We start from the raw sequence: 22,846 nt of genomic DNA on the forward strand, positions 1-22,846 counted from the left end.
GCTCTCATTTTAGGGAGCAGGGCAGGGCGGGTAAAACAATTGTTGTTAAGCAGTGGTAACAAAAAGAAAGGGCGCGAAATTCGCGCCCTTTCTGGTGTTGCGGAGCTGTATTACCAGACGTAAGTCAGCAGGTCTTTAGAGGCCGGCGTCATAAAATCAACCGACATCATCACGCTCAATGCTGTGATAGCGACAATCGAGAACACAAACAGTTTACGCGCCCAAACTTTATCGTTTGAAGTCTTGTAACCTGAAAGCGCCATGCCCAGCCACCACACGCTGACCGCTGCTGCGACCACCAGATACTTATAGCCCGCGTAACCGCCGAGTGTCAGCATCAGCGTAGCAATCATGAACGCCAGGATATACAGCGTAATATGATTTTTAGCCACAGAGATGCCTTTCACGACAGGCAGAACCGGGATGTTAGCCGCCTGATAATCTTTGAAGCGGAAAATCGCAATCGCGTACGAGTGCGGCATCTGCCACAGGCTAAAGATAGCCAATAAGATCAGGGCGCCAGCATCAAACTGGTTGGTCACTGCGCAGTAGCCAATCACTGGCGGTGCTGCACCAGAGAGGCTACCGATCAGCGTGCCGTACACGGAGTTGCGTTTCATATACAGGCTGTAAATGCCCACATAGACAACGAAGCCCATCACCGCCAGCCACATGGCCAGCGGGTTAGCGCCGAAATACAGCAACGCAAAGCCAGCAATACCCAATGCGGTTGCATAAACCAGGCTTACTTTCGCCGAGATCAGGCCTTTGACCAGAACACGGTTCCGCGTTCTCTCCATTTTGATATCGATGTCGCGGTCAATCACGTTGTTGAATACACAACCCGATGCGACAACCAGCGAAACGCCCACCAGTGAATAGAGAAACAGGGGGTAATCAATGCTGCCTTTCGAAGCCAGCAAGAATCCACCGATCACAGAAATTAAGTTGCCGAAAATAATTCCTGGTTTTGTTACTTGCAGGTATTGCTTAATCATTACGTGTGACTCTTTAGTCGGCCATCATGTTGTAGTTGAGGTTCCACATGATCCACAGTGAGCCGACAACAACAATCAGAATGATGAGTGCTGAGAAGACTATCGCCACCATGTTCCAGCCACCCTCTGACTTGCTGTCTAAGTGCAGGAAGTAGACCAGGTGCACTAACACCTGAACCACCGCACACACCAGAACCACACCCAGAATCGTGCCGTGTGATGCGCCGCCATCCATTACCATCCAGAACGGAATACCGGTCAGGATGATAGAGAGGATGAAGCCGATCATGTAAGACTTCACGCTACCGTGAGAAGCGCCATGTTCGTTAACTGAATGACTCATTACATGGCTCCCATCAGATAGACAACGGTGAATACGCAGATCCAAACCACATCCAGGAAGTGCCAGAACAAGCTCAGGCACATGATGCGGGTGCGGTTGGTTGCAGTCAGACCACGTTTAGAAATCTGGAACATCATCACTGCCATCCAGATCAGGCCTGAGGTCACGTGCAGACCGTGGGTACCGACCAGCGTAAAGAACGCGGACAGGAAACCACTGCGGTCAGGACCGAAGCCTTCCAGGATCAGGTGATGGAATTCATAGATTTCCATGCCGATGAATCCAGCACCAAACAGGAAGGTCAGAGCCAACCAGCTGATGACTGAACCTTTGTTCTGGTTGTTCATCGCGATCACTGCCATTCCATAAGTAATGGAGCTGAGCAGCAGCAGCGCGGTTTCAACCAGCACAAACGGCAGTTCAAAGATGTCTTTACCTGCCGGACCACCGGCAGTGTTATTGACCATAACTGCATAGGTCGCAAACAGGGTTGCGAAGATAATGCAGTCACTCATCAGGTAGATCCAGAAGCCAAAGACTTTATTGGCTCCTGCATCGTGATGCCCATGCTCCGCATGGGCGTCGTGGTGGTGTTTTGCAGTTTCAGTTGACATTATTTCAGACCTGCTTTGCTGATTTCGTCAAAGTGCTTCTTCTCGATCTGCTCGACTTCAGCAACCGGAACGTAGTAATCCACGTCTTCATCGAAGCTCTTCACAATCCAGGTCACAATTGTGGCCAGGAAGGTAAGGCCAGCCAGCCACCAGATATGCCAGATCATCGCGAAACCAAACACAGTCATGAAGGCTGCGATAATCAGGGCTGCGCCGCTGTTTTTCGGCATATGAATTTCTTCATATTTTTCTGGTTGCTTATAGGCTTCGCCTTTCTCTTTCATTTCCCAGAACGCATCGCGCTCGTGGATTTCAGGGATAACAGCAAAGTTATAGAACGGAGGCGGTGAAGAGGTTGCCCACTCCAGCGTACGACCACCCCACGGGTCACCGGTCAGATCGCGGTTCTGGTCGCGGTCACGCACAGAAACGTAGAACTGAGTCAGCTGGCACAGGATACCGCATGCAATCAGTGCCGCACCGCCTGCTGCAACAACCAGCAGTGAGTGGAACTGAGGATCGATGTCCTGGCTGATACGACGGGTCATACCCATGAAGCCCAGTGCGTACAGCGGCATGAAGGCAACGAAGAAACCAATAATCCAGAACCAGAATGCACGGATACCCCATTTTTCGTTCAGGGTGAAGCCGAATGCTTTCGGGAACCAGTAGGTCACGCCAGCCATACAACCGAACACCACACCACCGATAATCACGTTATGGAAGTGTGCAATCAGGAACAAGCTGTTGTGCAGAATGAAGTCCGCACCTGGAACGGCCAGCAGAACACCGGTCATACCACCAATAGAGAAGGTGACCAGGAAGCCGATTGTCCACAGCATCGCTGAGTGGAACTCAACGCGACCCTGATACATGGTGAACAGCCAGTTGAAGATTTTCACGCCGGTCGGAATGGCGATGATCATCGTCATAATACCGAAGAAGGCGTTAACGTTGGCGCCGGCACCCATGGTGAAGAAGTGGTGCAGCCAAACGATGAACGACAGAACGGTAATTGCGATGGTCGCCCACACCAGAGAGGTGTAACCGAACAGACGCTTTTTGGAGAAGGTTGCAGTGACTTCCGCGAACACACCGAATACCGGCAGAACGAGGATGTATACTTCCGGGTGACCCCAGACCCAAATCAGGTTGACGTACATCATCATGTTACCGCCCATTTCATTGGTGAAGAAATGGAAGCCGAGGTAACGGTCAAGCGTCAACAGTGCCAGCGTGACGGTCAGAACCGGGAACGCAGCGATGATCAGGACGTTGGTACACAGTGATGCCCAGGTGAATACAGGCATCTTGAACAGGTCCATACCCGGTGCACGCATCTTCAGAATGGTCACGAAGAAGTTGATACCGGTCAGTGTCGTACCGATACCGGATAGCTGGAGACTCCAGATCCAATAATCGACCCCGACGCCAGGACTATATTCCGCGCCCGAAAGCGGTGGATAAGCCAACCAGCCAGTCTGTGCGAACTCGCCCACACCCAGAGAAATGTTCACCAGGATCACACCGATCGCGGTAAACCAGAAGCTCAGGTTGTTCAGGAACGGGAAGGCAACGTCACGTGCACCGATTTGCAGCGGTACCGCGATGTTCATCAGACCTACCACGAAAGGCATCGCCACGAAGAAGATCATGATCACGCCGTGCGCGGTGAAGATCTGGTCGTAGTGGTGCGGTGGTAATATGCCGGCTTCACCTGCGGAAGCCATCACTTGTTGGGTACGCATCATTATTGCATCGGCAAAGCCGCGCAGCAGCATGACGAAAGCCATGATGATGTACATGATACCCAGTTTTTTGTGGTCAATGGAGGTGAACCATTCTGACCACAGATATTGCCACTTACCAAAATAAGTAATCGCGGCAACCAGTGCCAGACCACCTAAGATGATTGCGGCTACCGTTACCACGATAATGGGTTCGTGGTATGGCACTGCATCCAGTGTTAATTTTCCGAACATCGTATTATTCCTCGGCTCCCGCAGCAGCGGCGTGATTCATGTCCATGCCTTTATGCTCTGGCATGTCCATCTTCCCGTGGCTCATCATGAACTTATCAATAACCTGCTTGAACAGTTCTGGATTCGCAGTTGAGAAATATTCCACCGGGTGATTTTCGCTTGGCGCAGCCAGTTTCTCGAAATCATCCATGGTGGTCAGCGCGTTAGGTGCTGCTTTAACTTTAGCCACCCACTGCTGGAATTCCGCATCGTCTTTGGTTGCAATGGCTTTGAACTTCATGCCAGAGAAACCGCGACCACTGAAGTTCGCAGAGATACCGTCGAATGTTCCTGGCTCATTGGCGATCAGGTGCAGTTTAGTCTGCATGCCCGCCATGGCGTAGATCTGGCTACCGAGCGTAGGAATAAAGAAGGAGTTCATTACGGAGTTGGAGGTGATCTTGAAGTTCACCGGAGTATTTGCCGGGAAGGCAATCTGGTTCACGGTTGCAATACCCTGTTCCGGGTAGATAAACAGCCATTTCCAGTCCAGCGCAACCACATCGATCTCAACCGGCTTCACATCAGAGACCAGCGGTTTGCTTGGCTCAAGTGCGTGGGTTGATTTCCAGGTCAGCACGCCGAGGAAGATAATGATCAGGATTGGAATCGTCCAGACCACGGCTTCCACTTTGTTAGAGTGTGACCAGTTAGGGCTATAAGTCGCATTAGTATTGGTTGCCCGATATTTCCAGGCAAAGAATACTGCCATGAAGACTGCCGGGATAACCACGATCATCATCAAGCCAAAAGCTGTCAGAATCAGCGAACGTTGCTCCAGTGCAATCTGTCCTTTGGGATTTAACAACGCACTATCGCAGCCACTGAGTAATACAGCGCCTGCAATTAATGACAAAATCCCCAAACTTTTATTGTATTTCCTGAGTCTCATTTAACGACCTCAATGACAAAGGGCTCTATTGTCGTTTAAGTGTGCGCGCATTTTACGGGAAGGTTTATGCAGTGTAAACCAGCTTAAGGATGTGTCAGAAGGCTGTTGACACCTTTTGCTAAGGGTGTCACAGATGTTGCGCAGGGTGACAAATTATTAATTGCGACAAGCAGTTGGCGTCAATATAACAAAAAACAATGATAGAAACCGCAGAAAAATCAGGGAAAGCATAAACCGTACTATTAATGCTCATTTATTTAACAATTATGTAGCATTTGGGTGATGAGTTTTCTACAAAGTAATTGCGCACCGGATTTAAATATAATCCAGAGTTGTTAATTTAATGTTTCTTTTTCGCGATGAAAAAAATGCTATTCGTTAAAATGAGTTCGTTGTTATTTTTTTAGCCAAATATTTAGCCGCTGGCAAATTATCATTACTTAACTCAGATTTTTTCCCGGCATTTTTCTTAACGCCAGACAATCCAGAATCACACCTAGCGCCACGGCCACCAGCGCCAGTGCCATGCCCATCTTAAAAAGTGGTGTCAGCAGCGCATTGACATGCCAGATGCCCGCTGCATTCAGGGCTAGCATCACCAACCAGAGTGCCAACAGGCCACTTCCGAAGCTGAACAGACGCACTGTCCAGCGATAGCCCTGCGACCAGCGGGTTCGTATCATAAACTCCCCGCTCTGCTGAATGGCTTGCAGGGTGCTGCGGCTAATCCACAGCAGCAATAAACCGGGCACGCCTGCAAACACGGTGAAAGCATAGAAGGTCGGCCAGCCCCACAACTCGACCAGCCATCCCGCTGCGGGTCCGACGTAAACACGCCCGACGGCGGAAAGGGCAGAGAGCAGCGCGAACTGCGTTGCGGAAAACGACTTATTGCACAATGTCATCAGCAGCGCCACAAACGCGGCGGTGCCCATCCCGCCGCAAAGATTTTCTATGAACACTGCGCTCGCCATGCTCCATAAATGAGGCGGCGTCACGGCCAATAGCCAGTAAGCGAAGTTGGAAACGGCCTGAAGAATGCCGAAAATCATCAGGGCACGGAACAGGCTCAGGCGTTGCATCAGCACACCGCCGTACAGCGCACCAATGATGGTTGCCAGCAATCCCAGCGTTTTATTCACCAGTCCGACATCGCCGGCGCTGAAACCTACGCCGCGAATCAGGAAGGTGGTGGTGAGCGACGCAGCAAAAGCATCACCCAGCTTATAAAGGATGATTAAGGTGATCAGCAGCCAGGCATTGTTACGCAGGAAGAAGTCTTTGAGCGGGAACGAAACGGCCTGACGCAGGGTGTGCGGCTCGCGCGCGGGTGCTGCGGGCTCTTTGGCCAGCAATGTCGCAATCAAACCTGGCAACATCAACAGTGCCATTAACCAGTAAGTCGCCTGCCATCCCAGATAGCGATCGGCCAGCCACAGCGCCAGTCCGCCTGAAATCAGCATCGCCAGGCGATAACCCAACACAGTAATCGCGGCTCCGCTGCCCCGTTCTTCTGGCGGTAGCACATCGGTTTTCCAGGCATCAAACACGATATCCTGCGATGCAGAACAGAAGGCCACCAGCACGGCCAGGGCAGCCAGCAGCGTCAGATCGCGCGAAGGCTGCATAAAGCCCATGGCGATAATACCGGCGATTAGTGCGAGTTGAGTGACCAGTAGCCAGCCACGGCGACGCCCAAGAAACGGCGGGGTATAGCGATCCATCATCGGCGACCACAGGAACTTAAACACGTATGCCTGGCCGACAAGGGAGAAGAAACCGATGGTTTTCAGATCGACATTCTCTACGGTCATCCACGCCTGTAGGGTCCCGGCCGTGAGTGCTAAAGGCAGTCCGGAAGCAAAACCGAGCAGCAGTAATATGGCTGCATTACGTTGGGTGAAAATGCGCAGATAGTGAGAAGTCATAACCAACCTGAAATGATGCCCGGGCAAAGATGACCGGGCAGAATAGCTGAGGAATTAGCGGGCGTTCTGTTTAATAAATTCGTGAACGCTGGTGTCCTGCGCCATATCAGCAATCACGTCGCTCAGGGTAGAGTTGACCGCGTTGGTGATCTTCGCGTTAGTGGCGGTGAATGCGCCTTCTACGCTGTAAGTCTGACGATAGTTTTTAACCTGCTTGTTGCCGTTTTTCGCGGTTGCAATGATGGAAATGTCAGCTTTGGTGGTAATGCTGTAACGCACGTTACCTTGTGTCACATCAGCGTAAAGACCATTGACGACAATCTGCAGGTCAACCGCACCGTTTGGTCCGATCATATAACCGCGTGCTGTCATCTGCTTCTCCAGCACTTCCTGTAACAGGAAACGCAGATCGCGCGATGGTGTTAAGGTGACTAACTGACCGTCACGATTCACTTTTGCCAGTGCCTGATCGGAACGCTGATCGGCACCGTTAACGCTGATGGTGGCACCCATCAGACCGGGATCTTGCTGTGGCAGCTGGATCTTTGGCTGAATGTTCAGGGTGGTGTTATTGCTGGCACAGCCGGCCAAAATAAACGCAGCCAGCAGAGGGAATAACAGTTTTTTCAACATACTCATTCTCGTTAGCATATGGGTTGGTTTGCAAAACTGCGGCCATCATAGCATTGCGCGACGGCGAAAAAAGCCCCGTGCCAGTGGAAATTGATTGTAAAGGCTTTTTTCGGACAGGTGGTCATCCAACAGCGTTGACCTGAAGAATAAGCTCGTTAAGATGCGCAGCAGATCAGGAATTATTTCCGGCGCGCCTGCGGGTTGGGCAAAAAACCTACTAATATTTAAACAGATGGGCACAGCGCTCGCCGTTGAGGAGTGTAAACAATGATTCGCGAACAAATAGAAGAAAAGCTGCGTAAGGCGTTCGAACCTGCACATCTCGAAGTGCATGATGAGAGCTACCGTCATAACGTGCCCGCTGGTTCTGAAAGTCACTTTAAAGTGGTGATTGTCAGCGATGTGTTTACCGGCCAGCGATTCCTGCAGCGTCATCGCGCCATTTATGGCGAATTGACCGAAGAGTTAGCAGGGAGCGTGCACGCACTGGCACTTCACACTTACACGCAAAAAGAGTGGGGTGGCTTGCAAGATACCGTGCTGGCGTCACCGAACTGTCGTGGAGCGGGTACCCTCGCCTGAGTTCACACTTCATCCTCTCTCAAAACGGCCTGCGGGCCGTTTTCTTTTCATCTATTACCCTCAAACGCGATCCATGGCGCAAAAAAGCAGCAAAACCGCTAAAAAGTGGTGAGTTTGCAGCCTCGACTCATTCCAGCGATGCCGCTATAATGCGGCGTCTATTTTTCCGGAATGTCTTCGGGACGCTTCTGGTGACAGGGATTAGGTTCTGCCTGCAGAGGCCGTCCCGATTGTTGGATACGGCGCATTTAATGTGTGGTGTCTGAAGTTGACCGAGCACGTGATTTTTTGAGGTAACAAGATGACAGTTTCAGTAGAAACCACTCAGGGTCTGGGCCGTCGCATTTCGATTACTGTTGCAGCTGACAGCATCGAAAGCGCAGTGAAGAAAGAACTGGTGGAAGTGGCTAAGAAAGTCCGTATCGACGGTTTCCGTAAAGGCAAAGTGCCGGCAAACATCATTTCTCAGCGCTACGGTGCTTCTGTTCGCCAGGACGTGCTGGGCGAGCTGATGACGCGCAACTTCGTTGACGCCATCATCAAAGAGAAAATCAACCCAGCTGGCGCACCAAACTACGTGCCAGGTGAGTACAAAGAAGGTGAAGATTTCACCTACGCGGTTGAGTTCGAAGTGTATCCTGAAGTTGAGCTGAAAGGCCTGGATGCTATCGAAGTCGAGAAGCCAGTGGTTGAAGTCACCGATGCTGACGTTGATACCATGCTGGAAACCCTGCAGAAGCAGCAGGCGACCTGGAAAGAGAGCGATGCAGCAGCCACTGCTGAAGATCGCGCAACCATCGACTTCTCCGGTTCAGTAGACGGCGAAGAGTTCGAAGGCGGCAAAGCGTCTGACTTCGTACTGGCGATGGGCCAGGGTCGTATGATCCCAGGCTTCGAAGAAGGTGTTGTTGGCCACAAAGCGGGCGAAACCTTCACTATCGACGTGAAATTCCCGGACGATTACCACGCTGAAACCCTGAAAGGGAAAGACGCGAAGTTCGAAATCGTGCTGAAAAAAGTGGAAACTCGCGAGCTGCCAGAACTGACTGAAGAGTTCATCAAGCGCTTTGGCGTTGAAGATGGTTCCGTTGCCGGTCTGCGTGCAGAAGTGCGTAAGAACATGGATCGCGAGCTGAAAGGCGCTATCCGTAACCGCGTGAAATCTCAGGCGATTGATGGTCTGGTTGAAGCCAACGACATCGACGTGCCAGTGGCACTGATCGACAGCGAAATCGACGTGCTGCGTCGCCAGGCTGCTCAGCGTTTTGGTGGCAACGAGAAGCAAGCTTTCGAACTGCCACGTGAGCTGTTCGAAGAGCAGGCTAAACGTCGCGTTGTTGTTGGTCTGCTGCTGGGCGAAGTGATTCGCATCAACGAGCTGAAAGCTGACGAAGACCGCGTTAAAGCGCTGATCGAAGAGATGGCTTCTGCGTACGAAGATCCGCAGGAAGTGATCGAGTTCTACAGCAAGAACAACGAGCTGATGAACAACATGCGCAACGTTGCACTGGAAGAGCAGGCTGTTGAAGCGGTTCTGGCGAAAGCCAAAGTGACCGATAAAGCAACCAACTTCCAGGAACTGATGAACCAGACCTCAGCGGCCTGATTCGTTAGTTAACCGAAAGTGCGAAGCCCGCGACTGAAAAGTCGCGGGCTTTTTCGTTTTAAGGCGCTAACCGCACAGATTTGTCCTCTATTTGCCTAATTAATCGGCAAATTGTTCGCTAAGCTCTTTTTCCGTGTTAGCGAATGGGCAAAAGGTTGTTATGCTTGAAACAACTGGGCAGCATCCCCAGATACAGGGAGAATGCATGAAAACAGTGAGACTGGCTGATTAACCGTCCTGTTATGTCGGAGTGAGAAGGCAGCGCATAGTTTTCCCGACGCGCCTCACGTAATATCGGTACAGAATGTTGCCAATGAAATTTATCAGGAGACGGTAATGTCATACAGTGGCGATCGTGAATTTACTGCACCGCACATGGCGCTGGTGCCAATGGTGGTCGAACAAACCTCGCGCGGCGAGCGTTCATACGACATTTACTCCCGCCTGCTCAAAGAGCGTGTGATCTTCCTGACCGGCCAGGTTGAAGATCATATGGCCAACCTGATCGTGGCGCAGATGCTGTTTCTGGAAGCTGAGAATCCTGAAAAAGACATTTATCTCTACATTAACTCGCCAGGCGGTGTAATTACTGCCGGGATGTCGATTTATGACACCATGAAATTCATCAAGCCGGACGTCAGCACCATTTGTATGGGTCAGGCTTGTTCGATGGGTGCGTTCCTGCTGACTGCAGGTACCAAAGGTAAGCGCTTCTGCCTGCCGAATTCCCGCGTCATGATTCACCAGCCGCTGGGCGGTTATCAGGGCCAGGCGACGGATATTGAAATCCATGCGCGTGAAATTCTGAAAGTGAAGCAGCGTATGAATGAGTTGATGGCTGAACATACCGGCAAATCACTGGAAGAGATCGAACGCGACACTGAGCGCGATCGTTTCCTCTCTGCCAGCGAAGCGGTAGAGTATGGCTTGGTCGATTCCATCCTGACGCATCGCCAATAAGACACATCTGGCTGCCCCTTACGCTATAGTTAACGGGGCAGCACGATGAGTTGCATGAATATCGGCCGTTGATGTGCGGCCAGTGCCGTACACCAAATTGGGTCTGAGAACGAAAAGAGGTTAGCTGATGACAGATAAGCGCAAAGACGGTTCAGGTAAGTTGCTGTACTGCTCTTTCTGCGGCAAAAGCCAGCATGAAGTCCGTAAGCTGATTGCCGGGCCGTCAGTGTATATTTGCGACGAATGTGTTGATTTATGCAACGACATCATTCGCGAAGAGATTAAAGAAGTGGCTCCGCACCGTGAGCGCAGTGCACTGCCGACACCGCATGAAATCCGTCATCATTTAGATGATTACGTCATCGGTCAGGAAAGGGCGAAAAAAGTGCTGGCGGTAGCGGTCTATAACCACTACAAACGTCTGCGCAACGGCGATACCAGTAATGGAATCGAACTGGGCAAAAGTAACATTCTGCTGATCGGTCCAACCGGTAGCGGTAAAACCTTGCTGGCTGAAACCCTGGCGCGTTTGCTGGATGTTCCGTTCACCATGGCGGATGCCACCACCCTGACCGAAGCCGGTTATGTGGGTGAGGATGTGGAAAACATCATCCAGAAATTGCTGCAGAAGTGTGATTACGATGTGCAGAAAGCACAGCGCGGTATCGTTTATATCGATGAAATCGATAAGATTTCTCGTAAGTCAGATAACCCGTCAATCACGCGTGACGTTTCCGGTGAAGGCGTACAGCAGGCGTTGCTGAAGCTTATCGAAGGTACCGTTGCCGCGGTTCCGCCGCAGGGTGGACGTAAGCATCCACAGCAGGAGTTCCTGCAGGTTGATACGTCTAAGATCCTGTTCATTTGCGGTGGTGCTTTTGCTGGCCTCGACAAAGTGATTTCCCAGCGCGTGGAAACCGGATCCGGTATCGGCTTCGGCGCTACGGTGAAAGGTAAATCGCAAAAAGCCAGCGAAGGCGAGTTGCTGTCGCAGGTTGAGCCAGAAGATCTGATCAAATTTGGTCTGATTCCAGAATTCATTGGTCGTCTGCCGGTGGTGGCGACGCTGAGTGAATTGAGTGAAGAAGCCCTGATTCAGATTCTGCGCGAACCGAAGAATGCGTTGACCAAACAGTACCAGGCTCTGTTTAACCTTGAAGGTGTGGAGCTGGAGTTCCGTGATGAAGCGCTGACGGCGATCGCTAAGAAAGCGATGTCACGCAAAACCGGCGCGCGTGGTCTGCGTTCTATCGTAGAAGGTGCGCTGCTGGAAACCATGTACGATCTGCCATCGATGGATGACGTGGAAAAAGTGGTGATTGATGAGTCAGTGATTGACGGTCAATCCGAGCCGATGTTGATTTATGGTAAGCACGAAGCTCAGGCTTCTGGCGAATAAATAAACAATCTAACCATGTTGTTATCTTAAAAAAGGGGAAAATGTTTCCCCTTTTGTTTTTCTCACTCCCCTGACATTGAATGTCGACCAAGCATCCCCATATACTCAATATCCTGTGGGTTGAACTGCAAACTTCTTTTACGCGGTACCCATCACCTGGCGGACATTAAACTAAGAGAGAGCTCTATGAATCCTGAGCGTTCTGAACGCATTGAAATCCCCGTGTTGCCTTTGCGCGACGTGGTGGTTTATCCGCACATGGTAATTCCGTTGTTTGTTGGTCGGGAAAAATCGATTCGTTGCCTCGAAGCGGCAATGGATCATGACAAGAAGATCATGCTGGTTGCCCAGAAAGAGGCTTCAACGGATGAACCTGGTATTAACGATCTCTTCTCTGTAGGGACCGTCGCTTCCGTATTGCAGATGCTCAAGCTGCCCGATGGCACGGTGAAAGTGCTGGTTGAAGGCTTGCAGCGTGCGCACATCACCACACTGGCCGACAATGGCGACCATTTTGTTGCCCAGGCCGAATACCTGATCTCGCCGGAAATTGAAGAGCGTGAGCAGGAAGTGCTGGTGCGTACGGCGATTAATCAGTTTGAAGGCTACATCAAACTGAATAAAAAAATTCCTCCTGAGGTTTTGACCTCACTGAACAGCATCGACGATGCGGCGCGTCTCGCCGACACCGTGGCAGCGCATATGCCGCTGAAGCTGGCTGATAAGCAGTCAGTGCTGGAAATGTCCGACATCAACGAACGTCTTGAATATCTGATGGCGATGATGGAATCCGAAATCGATCTGCTGCAGGTTGAGAAGCGCATTCGTAATCGCGTGAAAAAGCAGATGGAGAAAAGCCAGCGTGAGTACTATCTGAATGAGCAAATGAAAGCCATTCAGAAAGAGCTGGGCGAAATGGATGATGCGCCGGACGAATACGAAGCGCTGAAACGTAAAATTGAAGCGGCAAAAATGCCGACTGAAGCGCGCGAAAAAGCCGAAGCAGAACTGCAGAAGCTGAAAATGATGTCGCCGATGTCTGCAGAAGCCACCGTGGTACGCGGTTATATCGACTGGATGGTTCAGGTTCCGTGGGTCGCGCGCAGCAAAGTGAAAAAAGACCTGCTGAAGGCGCAGGAAACGTTGGATACCGATCATTACGGTCTGGAACGCGTGAAAGACCGCATTCTTGAGTATCTTGCGGTGCAGAGTCGTGTTAGCAAAATTAAGGGCCCAATTCTGTGCCTCGTCGGACCGCCAGGCGTGGGTAAAACCTCGCTGGGTCAGTCGATCGCGAAAGCCACCGGCCGTAAATATGTGCGTATGGCGTTGGGCGGTGTACGTGATGAAGCGGAAATCCGTGGACATCGCCGTACTTACATCGGTTCTATGCCGGGCAAACTGATCCAGAAAATGGCGAAAGTTGGCGTGAAGAACCCGCTGTTCCTGCTGGATGAGATCGATAAGATGTCGTCCGATATGCGTGGCGATCCGGCTTCGGCACTGCTGGAAGTGCTGGATCCAGAGCAGAACATTGCGTTCAACGATCACTATCTGGAAGTGGATTACGATCTCTCCGATGTGATGTTTGTGGCGACCTCTAACTCCATGAACATCCCGGCACCGCTGCTGGATCGTATGGAAGTGATTCGTCTCTCGGGTTATACCGAAGATGAAAAACTGAATATCGCCAAACAGCACTTACTGCCGAAACAGATTGAGCGTAATGCACTGAAAGAAAAAGAGATCAGTGTTGACGATAGCGCCATCATCGGCATTATTCGTTACTACACCCGTGAAGCGGGCGTGCGTAGTCTGGAACGTGAACTCTCCAAGCTGTGCCGTAAAGCAGTGAAAACGCTGTTGATGGACAAAAGTAAGAAGAGCATCAAGATTAATGGTGAAAACCTTCACGACTTCCTGGGCGTGCAGCGCTTTGATTATGGTCGAGCGGACACTGAAAACCGCGTTGGTCAGGTCACCGGTCTGGCATGGACGGAAGTGGGGGGCGATCTGCTGACCATTGAAACCGCCTGCGTACCAGGTAAAGGAAAACTGACTTACACCGGCTCACTGGGTGAAGTGATGCAGGAGTCTATCCAGGCGGCGCTGACAGTGGTTCGCGCACGTGCGGAGAAACTCGGCATCAACGGGGATTTCCACGAGAAACGTGACATCCACGTGCACGTGCCGGAAGGGGCAACGCCGAAAGATGGTCCAAGTGCCGGTATAGCCATGTGTACGGCACTGGTTTCTTGTCTGACCGGTAACCCGGTGCGCTCTGATGTGGCGATGACAGGTGAGATCACTCTGCGCGGTCAGGTGTTGCCGATTGGTGGTCTGAAAGAGAAGCTGCTGGCCGCGCATCGCGGTGGCATCAAAACCGTGTTAATCCCGGATGAAAATAAGCGCGATCTGGAAGAGATTCCACAGAACGTGATTGCCGATCTGACCATCCATCCTGTGAAGCGTATTGAAGAAGTGCTGAACCTGGCACTGGAAAATGCGCCTTACGGCATGCAGGTTGCGACGGCAAAATAGTGATTAACGGCAAAAACCGTTAAAAAGCGAAGCTGGCAGGCCAAATGGTGCTTGCCAGCTTTTTTTTGTGCCGCTAATTTAGGGGGCTGTTGAATCAACGATTAAGATGAATACCGTTGTTTCAGCTCCACAGGCTTGATATAACTGGCTGCGCGTTCGCACCGGGCGGGAAGCGCGGGTGCGATGTGAATAATAAAAGAGGGGATGAATAGAGTGAATAAGTCACAGTTGATCGACAAAATTGCTGCAGACGCTGACATTTCTAAAGCAGCAGCGGGACGTGTGTTAGATGCATTCATGGGCTCCGTTTCTGACGCGCTGAAAGGCGGTGATGAAGTGGCACTGGTTGGTTTCGGTACTTTCTCTGTACGTGAGCGTGCTGCTCGTACAGGCCGTAACCCGCAAACCGGTAAAGAGATCACCATCCCGGCTGGTAAAGTTCCGGGCTTCCGTGCAGGTAAAGCACTGAAAGACTCAGTCAATTAATGACCGCTGACACATCCATTGAAGCATTTTCTTCTATGGATTGAGGACGAAAAAGCCGTTCTCATGTAACATACGGGCACATCATTTTTGATGTGCCTTTTTTATTCTTGATGCGCGGCGATGGCCACAGGCTATTGTCTCCGCATGGTTGCCAACTGCCAGCCTGAACAGCAGTTGCACGATGATGACATCGTGTCAGAGCTTTACATTCACACTACAGCGGAGTGTTGTCATACCATGATGGACAATTTACGCGCGGCGTCGAATCATGTCGTGCTCAAGATCATTCTGGGATTGATCATCCTGTCTTTCGTACTGACCGGGGTGGGCAACTACCTGATCGGCGGTGGCAGCGATTATGCCGCCAAAGTTAATGGCCATGAAATTAGCCGTGCAGAGCTTGAGCAGGGCTTTAACAACGAGCGTAATCGTCAGCAGCAGATGCTGGGCGATCAATTCTCGCAGCTGGCCAGCAACGAAGGTTACATGCAGCAGATGCGTCAGCAGGCGCTGTCTCAGTTGATTGATCAGGCGTTGCTTGATCAATACATCAAAGATCTGAAGATTGGCATTAGCGATGATCAGATCAAGCAGGCGATCTTCAATCAAAAAGCTTTCCAGACTAACGGCAAGTTTGATAACGCGAAATACAACGGCTTAATCACTCAGATGGGCTTTACGCCGGATCAGTACGCGGCAGCACTGCGCAAGCAGTTAGCTACGCAGCAGTTGATCAATGCGATCGCTAATACCGATTTCATGCTGAAAGGTGAAACCAGCAAGCTGGTAGACCTGGTCTCGCAGCAGCGTGAAATTCGTCAGGCGGTGATTGATGTTAACGCGCTGGCAGCGAAACAAACGGCCAGTGATGATGAGATCAATCAGTATTACCAGCAGCATCAGAACAGCTTCATGGCACCTGAGCAGTTCCGCGTCAGCTACATCAAAATGGATGCTGCCAGCATGCAGGAAACCGTGAGCGAAGCGGACATTCAGAGTTGGTTCGATCAACACAAAGCTGACTACTCACAGCCGCAGCGCAATCGCTACAGCGTGATTCAGACCAAAACTGAAGCGGATGCCAATGCCGTTCTGGAAGCACTGAAGAAGGGTGAAGACTTCGCCACGCTGGCAAAAAGCAAATCCATTGACCCGATTTCGGCACGTAAAGGCGGCAATATGGGTTGGCTGGAGCCGGGCACCACGCCGGATGAGCTGAAAAAGGCCAACCTGACGCAGAAAGGCCAACTGTCTGGCGTGATCAAATCTTCAGTCGGTTTCCTGGTGGTGCGTCTGGATGATATCCAGGCCGAGCAGATTAAGCCGCTGGCTGAGATCCATGACGCCGTTGCTGACAAGGTGAAGCAGGAAAAAGCAGTCGACGCCTTTTACAAGCTGCAGCAGAAAGTCAGTGAAGCGGCCAGCAATGACAACGAGTCGTTGGCGGGTGCTGCACAGGCTTCCGGTTTGAAAGTCACGGAAACCGGCTGGATCACGCGCGATAATGTTCCGGCTGAACTCGATTTCGATCAGGTCAAGCAGGCGATCTTCAACGGTGGACTGGTGGGCCAAAACGGTGCGCCGGGTAATAACTCTGACATCATCAGCGTCGATGGCGATCGTGCATTCGTGCTGCGCATCAGTGAGCACAAGCCTGAAGCCGTGAAACCGCTGGACCAGGTGAAAGCGCAGATTGCCGACACGCTGAAGCATGACAAAGCCACACAGCAGGCTAAAGCGCAGGCCGATAAGCTGCTGGTTGATTTGAAAGCCGGTAAAGAAGATGCGCTGAAAGCGGCAGGCTTGACCCTGAGCGCCAGCAAATCCTTTGATCGTAATGCACAGGATCCGGTTGCGCAGTCTGCCTTTAACTTGCCACAACCCGCGGACAACAAACCGTCCTGGGGCGTGAGCGAAGATATGCAGGGCAACGTGGTGCTGGTCGCACTGGATAAAGTCAGCCCGGGTAATATGCCGCAGGCGCAGATTGATGAGATGGTTAAAGGCGTGACGCAGAATAACGCACAGATTGCGTTTGAAGCGCTGCTGGAAAACCTGCGCAAAGACGCGAAAATCAAATACGGCGCGGCTGCACAAAACCAGTAAGCCTCACAAAAAATGTGAATCCGCTGCAACACTCAAAGGCTGCTTCTGCGGCCTTTTCCATTTCAGGAATTGCCCTTTTGAGCCTGAAAACACGCTGTGACACTCTGCTGTGGCTGTCAAACACAAGGAGAAACACAGCATGGTGAAATCAACTTTTCGCGCTCTATGTATCACGCTGGCGCTGGGTGGCGCACTCTATACCACCGGACTGTCCGCGGCCGAAAGCCCCAGCGAAACGCAGGCGACGCAAGTATCCTCGCCGCAAGAGGGACAGGTCAGCATCAATCAAGCCAGCGCTGAACAGCTCGCAGCCGCAATGAACGGCATCGGCCTGAAGAAAGCTCAGGCGATTGTCAGTTACCGCGAGCAATATGGTCCGTTTACCGCCATCGATCAGCTTAAGGAAATACCGGGCATCGGCAATGCGCTGGTCGAACGTAACAGCGATCGCCTGAAACTGTGAGGCGGGTCGCGACTTTGAAGGATTGATAAAGCACCCAATCAGGCTGTGCTATGCTCAACAGGTCATACCAGTTGGTATTCACAGTCTGAACAGGAGCAACAATGCAAACCACCATCAAAGTACGCGGCTATCATCTGGACGTTTATCAGCATGTGAACAACGCACGTTATCTCGAGTTTCTGGAAGAGGCGCGCTGGCAATGGCTGGAGGATGTCGATGCTTTTCACTGGCTGATGGATCAGAAGCTGGCGTTTGTGGTGGTCAATATCAATATTAACTATCGTCGTCCGGCGGTGCTGGGCGACGTATTACATATTGAGAGCGAAGTGTCACAGTTGAATGGCAAAAGCGGCATTATTTCGCAGCGCGTGCTGCTGGCGGGTGATAACACCGTGGTGGCAGACGCCGCGTTAACTTTCGTCTGCATCGATTTGCGTACGCAAAAAGCGGTACCGATGGAAGGGGAGTTGCGCGACCGTTTGTCGGCATTGATGGTAGAAAGCCATTAACAGCGGAGCGAGCTGGCGTCAGAAACGCCAGCCAGCGAAGCCGCTTAATAAGTTCCAGCTAGTTAAGTAGCCCAATGAGTTGCAGCGAACGAAGACGCTCAATCAGTTCCGGCTAGCGAAGCAGCTCAATTATTTCCTGCTAGCGAATCAGCTAAACCCTACCAACCAGCCAGGCCGCGCAATCACTTCGAGCCACCGATTTAGCGCAATCAGTTAAGGCCGCTTTTTTGTTTCATCGCTGCCATGACGGCTGAAGCATTAGCCTGATAATCCGCCAACCCGCGCGCGCGCAGATGGCAAGCCGCGCATTCACCACAGCCATCGCCTTTCACGCCGTTATAACAGGTCAGGGTTTCCGCCCGCACCAGTGGCAACTGCTGCCAGTAATCGGCCAGCGCCCAGGTTTCCGCTTTATTCAGCCACATCAATGGCGTTTCGAAGCGAACGTTGCGCGCCATACCGAGACTCACGGCATTGTTGAGCGCTTTAACGAACTCATCGCGGCAATCAGGGTAGCCGGAGAAATCTGTTTCGCAGACACCGGTAATCACCGCCTCGGCTTCCACCTGATAGGCGTAGATAGAGGCTAAGGTCAGGAACAGAATATTGCGGCCCGGCACAAAAGTGCTTGGCAACCCGCTGGCGTCAGGATCGTAAGTGGGTACTGGAATGTTATCGCGCGTCAGGCTGCTGACTGCCAGCTCATTGAGCAGCGTCACATCCAGTACTTTGTGTGCACGCGCCCCCAGTTTGTGCGCCAGTTCTGCCGCGACTTCAATCTCTTCGCGATGGCGCTGACCATAATCGAAGGTGACACAGTGCACTTCATCATACTGCTGCAGTGCCTGAATCAAACAGGTGGTGGAATCTTGTCCGCCACTGAATACGACAACGGCTCGTTTCATCTCAATTTCCCCAAAAATCAGTGCGTCTATGGTACTGGCTCGGGCGCGGGCTGAACAGCCCCTGCGGTTGCGGGCGGTGGAATCCAGGCGCGGGTAAAATCAAACCAGCCCAGCGTATTGAGCTGGATGCCTTCAACGCCGGGCGGGGCAAACACCTGATAGCGATAGTTAAACAGCGGCAACAGATGTCCATCCCCCATCAGCTGCTGGAACAATTGCTGTGTTAATGCTGCGCGTTGCTCTGGGTCGGGCTGATGGGCGATAGCGATGAGTGGCGCTTGTAGTACCGGGGCACGTAAGGGAGTCCATACGGGATCGTTCTCCAGCCAGTTCACCAGGGTAAACAGCGGCGCATCGCCAATTAAACGGTCACCCATCACCACATCGGCATCGCTCAGGTCGATATCGTCACGCCAGTTTTTCACATCATGAAAAACGCAGGTTAATTCGCAGCCCTGTTGGGCCAGCAAAGGCACCAGCGCCTGCGCCATCACATGCAGTTCGATAGGGAGATGGTAGTGCAGTGTCAGTCTCTCAGGTAGTTTGACGGTGGTCATCCCGGCAGAGGGAACGGGCCAACCGGGCAGCAACTCCTTGCTCGCGGTAATCAAGCCTTCATCCAACGGTAACTGCTGAATCACGCCACTGTGTTGTATTAATGCAATCAGTGTTGTTGCCTGAGCAGCAGTGAAATTGGCGGAAATGCGCGGTGCCAGATAACAGAAGCCAAGGCTGATGCTGTGATCGACCGGGCGCAATGCGTCCAGCTCGTCAGGATCACCAATGGCGATTTGCACCGGGTGGCGACAGCTGGTGCCGAGACCATGGGCAAACAGCTGTGGAGTAATCCAGTATTCCACCAGCTGAATCAGCGGTCGTTGCAGATGCCAGCGGGCATGACTTTCCAGGCGAACCAAGTCATCAGTGAAATGGGTCAGCTTCCAGGGGCCACTGCCTATATCCACTGCATCAGGATGTGGCAGCAGGCAGTATTGATGTGCCAGACGCTGCGGCAGCCAGTAGTCGCTCTGACGCAATTGAATACGCAGAGCCAGCGGATGTGGCGCCTCGATGCGTTCGATAGAGGCCAGCAGGCGGCTGCCGCGCACGGTTTGCATAATCTGCTGTAACTGAGCAACCAGCTGCGCAGCTTGAATTGGCTCATCGTTGTGCCAGCTGATCTGAGGTCGTAACCAGAAATACCAGTCACAGCCGCTGCCATCATGTTGCCAGTGATGCGCAAGATCGCCTTCTACATCGTCGCCATTAAAGCGCGTCAGGCCAGAGAAAATCTGCCGCACCAGGTGCTGCTCAGCCCTTCCGGTCAGACGCAGCGGCCGCAGCGGCTCCATCGCGCGATAATAGGGAATACGCAGCACCGGTGCCTGGTTCTGCCATTGGCCGCCCATCAGCGGCCGCAGCATTTTCACCAGCCGCTCAGGATGAAGATCCAGTACCTGCAACGCTTGTATCGCTTCGCCCGCTTCCAGTTGCTGGGTTAGCAGCTGTTGGCGAAGTTGTTCAGGTGAGATCCTAAATGTAAGTTCGCCTTGTTTTCCTCGACCGGACTCGCCGCGCCAGTGCAGCCAGCCAGCATCCTGCCACTGGCGTAATAAGGTACGTACATGGCGCTCACTGCAAAAACAGTGTTGTGCCATGGCGGCTACGCTCAAACGCAGAGGCTCGCCCTGGCTGAGTTGCCACAGGCGCTGAAATTGATTAACCCGATGAAGTTGGCGCATGGCTAAACCCGGAACAGTTTCCTGAAAGTATTCACTATTAGTTCCGTAATTACCAGGCGATAGTAGATTCCTCACTCAGACAGGAGACATTGCATGGCTCGCCTCGCGGCATTTGATATGGATGGCACGTTGTTACTGCCGACGCATCGGTTAGGGAATGAAACCATCGACACCCTGCATGCCTTGCATCAGCGCGATATCACCATTGCCTTTGCCACGGGCCGCCATCTGATGGATGTGCAGGTGGTACGTGAACAGCTCACCCTGCCGGCCTGGTTGATCACCGGCAATGGCACACGCATTCACGATCTGGAAGGTCAGCAGCTGTTTGGCTGTGATCTGTCCTCTTCTGTAGCCGAAGAGGTGATCCACACGCATTGGCAAACGCCTGCATCGATTCATATTTTCAACGATGAGGGCTGGTTCACCGATAAACCGTTGCTGGGAGCATTGGAAGCACACGTGATGAGCGGCTTCCATTATCAGCTGCGCGATTTGCGTCAGATGTCGGCGCATGAGGTGACCAAAATTTGCTTTATTGCGCCGCATGAGATGCTGCAGGCGTTAAAAGTAGAGTTGCAGCAAGCCCTGGGCGAGCGCGCCAATATCTGTTTTTCCGCATGGGATTGTCTGGAAGTTCTGCCGCTGGACTGCCACAAAGGCGCGGCGCTGGCGCATCTGTGCCAGCATCTGTCGCTATCAATGGCGGATTGTATGGCGTTTGGTGATGCGATGAATGATCGCGAAATGCTGGAGCGCGTTGGCAGCGGGTTCATCATGGGCAACGCCATGCATCAATTGAAATCGTCGCTGCCGCACTTACCGATTATTGGACATTGCGAGACACAGGCGGTGTCTCATTACTTAAATCACTGGATGACCACACCACACCTCGATTATTCCCCCGAATGCTGAGGCTTACAGTGAACCGGACAGGATGTCCGGTTTTTTATTGCATACCCGTCATACTTCGAATTGCAGGTGCGTTGGCTGCACTCGTTTACCCGAATCACTTACTCCAGTAAGCTCATCGGGATGCTCTCGTTTGCCCCCTTCCTGCAATTCGAATTATTTAGGGTAAAACTCACGCAGCCACGGCTGAATATCCCCGATATGCTGCGCGACCCACTCTGGGTTGTAATAGGTGTCCGGATAACGCTCACCACTGTCGCACAGTAGTGTCACCAGCGAACCTTGCTCGCCATTTTCCCGCATGCGTTTCGCCACCTGCAGCATGCCCCAGAAGTTGGTGCCGGTTGAAGCGCCAGGGCGACGACCCAGAATTTTCTCCAGATGAAGCATCGCAGCCACTGTCGCGCCATCGGGTACTTTGATCATTTCGTCGATCACATCCGGTAAAAACGACGGCTCCACACGCGGACGTCCGATGCCTTCAATCATGCTGCCGCGATCGCTGCGCAGCGCGCTGTCACGACTATGCCAGAAATCAAAGAACACGGAGTGCTGCGGATCCACCACCAGCAGACGCGTATCGTGCCCTTGATAACGGATATAGCGGCCCAGTGTGGCCGAAGTCCCGCCGGTTCCCGCGCTCATCACCACGGTATGCGGCACCGGGAAAGGCTCATGCGCCATCTGACGGAAAATACTTTCTGCGATGTTGTTGTTGCCGCGCCAGTCAGTCGCGCGCTCGGCATAGGTGAACTGATCCATAAAATGACCGTTGAGTTCACGCGCCAGACGTTCCGATTCGCTATATAGCTGACAAGGATCGGCAACGAAATGGCACTCGCCGCCGTAAAAACGGATCATTTCAATTTTGCGTTTCGCCGTGCTGGCGGGCATCACGGCAATAAATGGCAGACCCAACAAACGCGCAAAATAGGCTTCTGACACCGCCGTGCTACCGGATGACGCCTCAATGATAGGCGTATTTTCGCGGATCCAGCCATTGGCCAACCCATACAGGAACAGCGACCGCGCCAGGCGATGCTTCAGGCTGCCACTCGGATGGGTGCTTTCATCTTTGAGGTAAAAGCGGATGCCCGGAAAATCCTCCAGCGCAAAGCGAATAAGATGCGTATCCGCAGAGCGTTGAAAATCGGCGTTAATTTCATTGATGGCATGGCGAACCCAGGGCGTTTGCATGTGACGAAT

20 protein-coding genes are annotated in these 22,846 nt (G+C 52.3%); 10 read left to right on the forward strand and 10 right to left on the reverse strand.

All coding sequences use genetic code 11. The features are described from left to right. Window positions 1–110: 110 nt before the first annotated feature. From cyoE to AC6I8L_RS04770, 7 genes are all read right to left on the reverse strand, one after another. Window positions 111–998, reverse strand: coding sequence for a heme o synthase (cyoE, locus tag AC6I8L_RS04740; RefSeq protein WP_034828090.1), 888 nt, complete (start codon window positions 996–998; stop codon window positions 111–113). A gap of 13 nt (window positions 999–1,011) precedes the next feature. After that, a complete protein-coding gene (locus AC6I8L_RS04745) occupies window positions 1,012–1,341 on the reverse strand; it encodes a cytochrome o ubiquinol oxidase subunit IV (protein WP_034828092.1) in 330 nt (109 codons plus the stop codon). Then, a complete protein-coding gene (locus AC6I8L_RS04750) occupies window positions 1,341–1,955 on the reverse strand; it encodes a cytochrome o ubiquinol oxidase subunit III (protein WP_038648564.1) in 615 nt (204 codons plus the stop codon). Before AC6I8L_RS04750 ends, AC6I8L_RS04745 begins: the two co-directional genes overlap by 1 nt. Then, window positions 1,955–3,937 carry a cytochrome o ubiquinol oxidase subunit I gene (gene cyoB / locus AC6I8L_RS04755; RefSeq protein WP_498014216.1) on the reverse strand — a complete coding sequence of 661 codons (1,983 nt, stop codon included), beginning with the start codon at window positions 3,935–3,937 and terminating at the stop codon, window positions 1,955–1,957. The genes AC6I8L_RS04750 and cyoB overlap by 1 nt, the downstream gene beginning before the upstream one ends. Before the next feature lie 4 nt (window positions 3,938–3,941). After that, window positions 3,942–4,868 (reverse strand): cytochrome o ubiquinol oxidase subunit II, encoded by a 927-nt coding sequence (gene cyoA, locus AC6I8L_RS04760; protein WP_034828097.1) that lies wholly within the window; start codon window positions 4,866–4,868, stop codon window positions 3,942–3,944. 440 nt (window positions 4,869–5,308) lie between these two features. Further along, the gene (gene ampG / locus AC6I8L_RS04765) at window positions 5,309–6,796 is read right to left on the reverse strand and encodes a muropeptide MFS transporter AmpG (protein ID WP_058962231.1); all 1,488 of its coding nucleotides are present in this window, start codon (window positions 6,794–6,796) and stop codon (window positions 5,309–5,311) included. Between the two features lie 54 nt (window positions 6,797–6,850). After that, window positions 6,851–7,429: a lipoprotein gene (locus tag AC6I8L_RS04770; RefSeq protein WP_034828101.1), complete on the reverse strand. Its 579-nt coding sequence runs from the start codon at window positions 7,427–7,429 to the stop codon at window positions 6,851–6,853. Window positions 7,430–7,696: 267 nt separating this feature from the next. On the opposite strand from AC6I8L_RS04770, the gene bolA reads away from it, so the two are divergent. The 9 genes from bolA (at window position 7,697) to AC6I8L_RS04815 (ending at window position 18,081) form a co-directional block, all read left to right on the forward strand. Continuing rightward, window positions 7,697–8,011, forward strand: a complete 315-nt coding sequence (gene bolA, locus AC6I8L_RS04775) for a transcriptional regulator BolA (protein ID WP_058962232.1) — start codon at window positions 7,697–7,699, stop codon at window positions 8,009–8,011. Between the two features lie 301 nt (window positions 8,012–8,312). Beyond that, window positions 8,313–9,617 (forward strand): trigger factor, encoded by a 1,305-nt coding sequence (tig, locus tag AC6I8L_RS04780; RefSeq protein ID WP_045833927.1) that lies wholly within the window; start codon window positions 8,313–8,315, stop codon window positions 9,615–9,617. A 336-nt stretch (window positions 9,618–9,953) separates the two neighbouring features. Further along, complete coding sequence (clpP, locus tag AC6I8L_RS04785) at window positions 9,954–10,577, forward strand: ATP-dependent Clp endopeptidase proteolytic subunit ClpP (RefSeq protein ID WP_008103933.1); 624 nt, start codon at window positions 9,954–9,956, stop codon at window positions 10,575–10,577. A gap of 127 nt (window positions 10,578–10,704) precedes the next feature. Then, window positions 10,705–11,976 (forward strand): ATP-dependent protease ATP-binding subunit ClpX, encoded by a 1,272-nt coding sequence (gene clpX / locus AC6I8L_RS04790; RefSeq protein WP_034828109.1) that lies wholly within the window; start codon window positions 10,705–10,707, stop codon window positions 11,974–11,976. A 186-nt stretch (window positions 11,977–12,162) separates the two neighbouring features. After that, window positions 12,163–14,517, forward strand: a complete 2,355-nt coding sequence (gene lon / locus AC6I8L_RS04795) for an endopeptidase La (RefSeq protein ID WP_034828111.1) — start codon at window positions 12,163–12,165, stop codon at window positions 14,515–14,517. Between the two features lie 213 nt (window positions 14,518–14,730). Further along, the gene (hupB, locus tag AC6I8L_RS04800) at window positions 14,731–15,003 is read left to right on the forward strand and encodes a nucleoid-associated protein HU-beta (RefSeq protein WP_034828113.1); all 273 of its coding nucleotides are present in this window, start codon (window positions 14,731–14,733) and stop codon (window positions 15,001–15,003) included. 237 nt (window positions 15,004–15,240) lie between these two features. Continuing rightward, window positions 15,241–17,109, forward strand: coding sequence for a peptidylprolyl isomerase (gene ppiD / locus AC6I8L_RS04805; protein WP_058962237.1), 1,869 nt, complete (start codon window positions 15,241–15,243; stop codon window positions 17,107–17,109). Window positions 17,110–17,248: 139 nt separating this feature from the next. Beyond that, window positions 17,249–17,572 (forward strand): ComEA family DNA-binding protein, encoded by a 324-nt coding sequence (locus AC6I8L_RS04810; RefSeq protein WP_034828115.1) that lies wholly within the window; start codon window positions 17,249–17,251, stop codon window positions 17,570–17,572. Window positions 17,573–17,673: 101 nt separating this feature from the next. Then, window positions 17,674–18,081 (forward strand): acyl-CoA thioesterase, encoded by a 408-nt coding sequence (locus AC6I8L_RS04815; protein ID WP_058962233.1) that lies wholly within the window; start codon window positions 17,674–17,676, stop codon window positions 18,079–18,081. Window positions 18,082–18,290: 209 nt separating this feature from the next. Here AC6I8L_RS04815 and queC read toward each other — a convergent pair whose 3' ends face one another. Beyond that, window positions 18,291–18,986, reverse strand: a complete 696-nt coding sequence (gene queC / locus AC6I8L_RS04820; RefSeq protein ID WP_058962234.1) for a 7-cyano-7-deazaguanine synthase QueC — start codon at window positions 18,984–18,986, stop codon at window positions 18,291–18,293. Between the two features lie 26 nt (window positions 18,987–19,012). Continuing rightward, the gene (locus AC6I8L_RS04825; protein ID WP_058962235.1) at window positions 19,013–20,728 is read right to left on the reverse strand and encodes an SgrR family transcriptional regulator; all 1,716 of its coding nucleotides are present in this window, start codon (window positions 20,726–20,728) and stop codon (window positions 19,013–19,015) included. A 93-nt stretch (window positions 20,729–20,821) separates the two neighbouring features. On the opposite strand from AC6I8L_RS04825, the gene cof reads away from it, so the two are divergent. Continuing rightward, window positions 20,822–21,643, forward strand: coding sequence for an HMP-PP phosphatase (cof, locus tag AC6I8L_RS04830; RefSeq protein ID WP_058962236.1), 822 nt, complete (start codon window positions 20,822–20,824; stop codon window positions 21,641–21,643). 153 nt (window positions 21,644–21,796) lie between these two features. Here the strand turns inward: cof and AC6I8L_RS04835 are convergent, their stop codons facing one another. Further along, entirely contained in the window at window positions 21,797–22,837 is a 1,041-nt protein-coding gene (locus AC6I8L_RS04835) for a PLP-dependent cysteine synthase family protein (RefSeq protein WP_166933733.1), read from the reverse strand. Between the last annotated feature and the right edge of the window lie 9 nt (window positions 22,838–22,846).

It is taken from the genome of Type-E symbiont of Plautia stali (assembly GCF_059731115.1).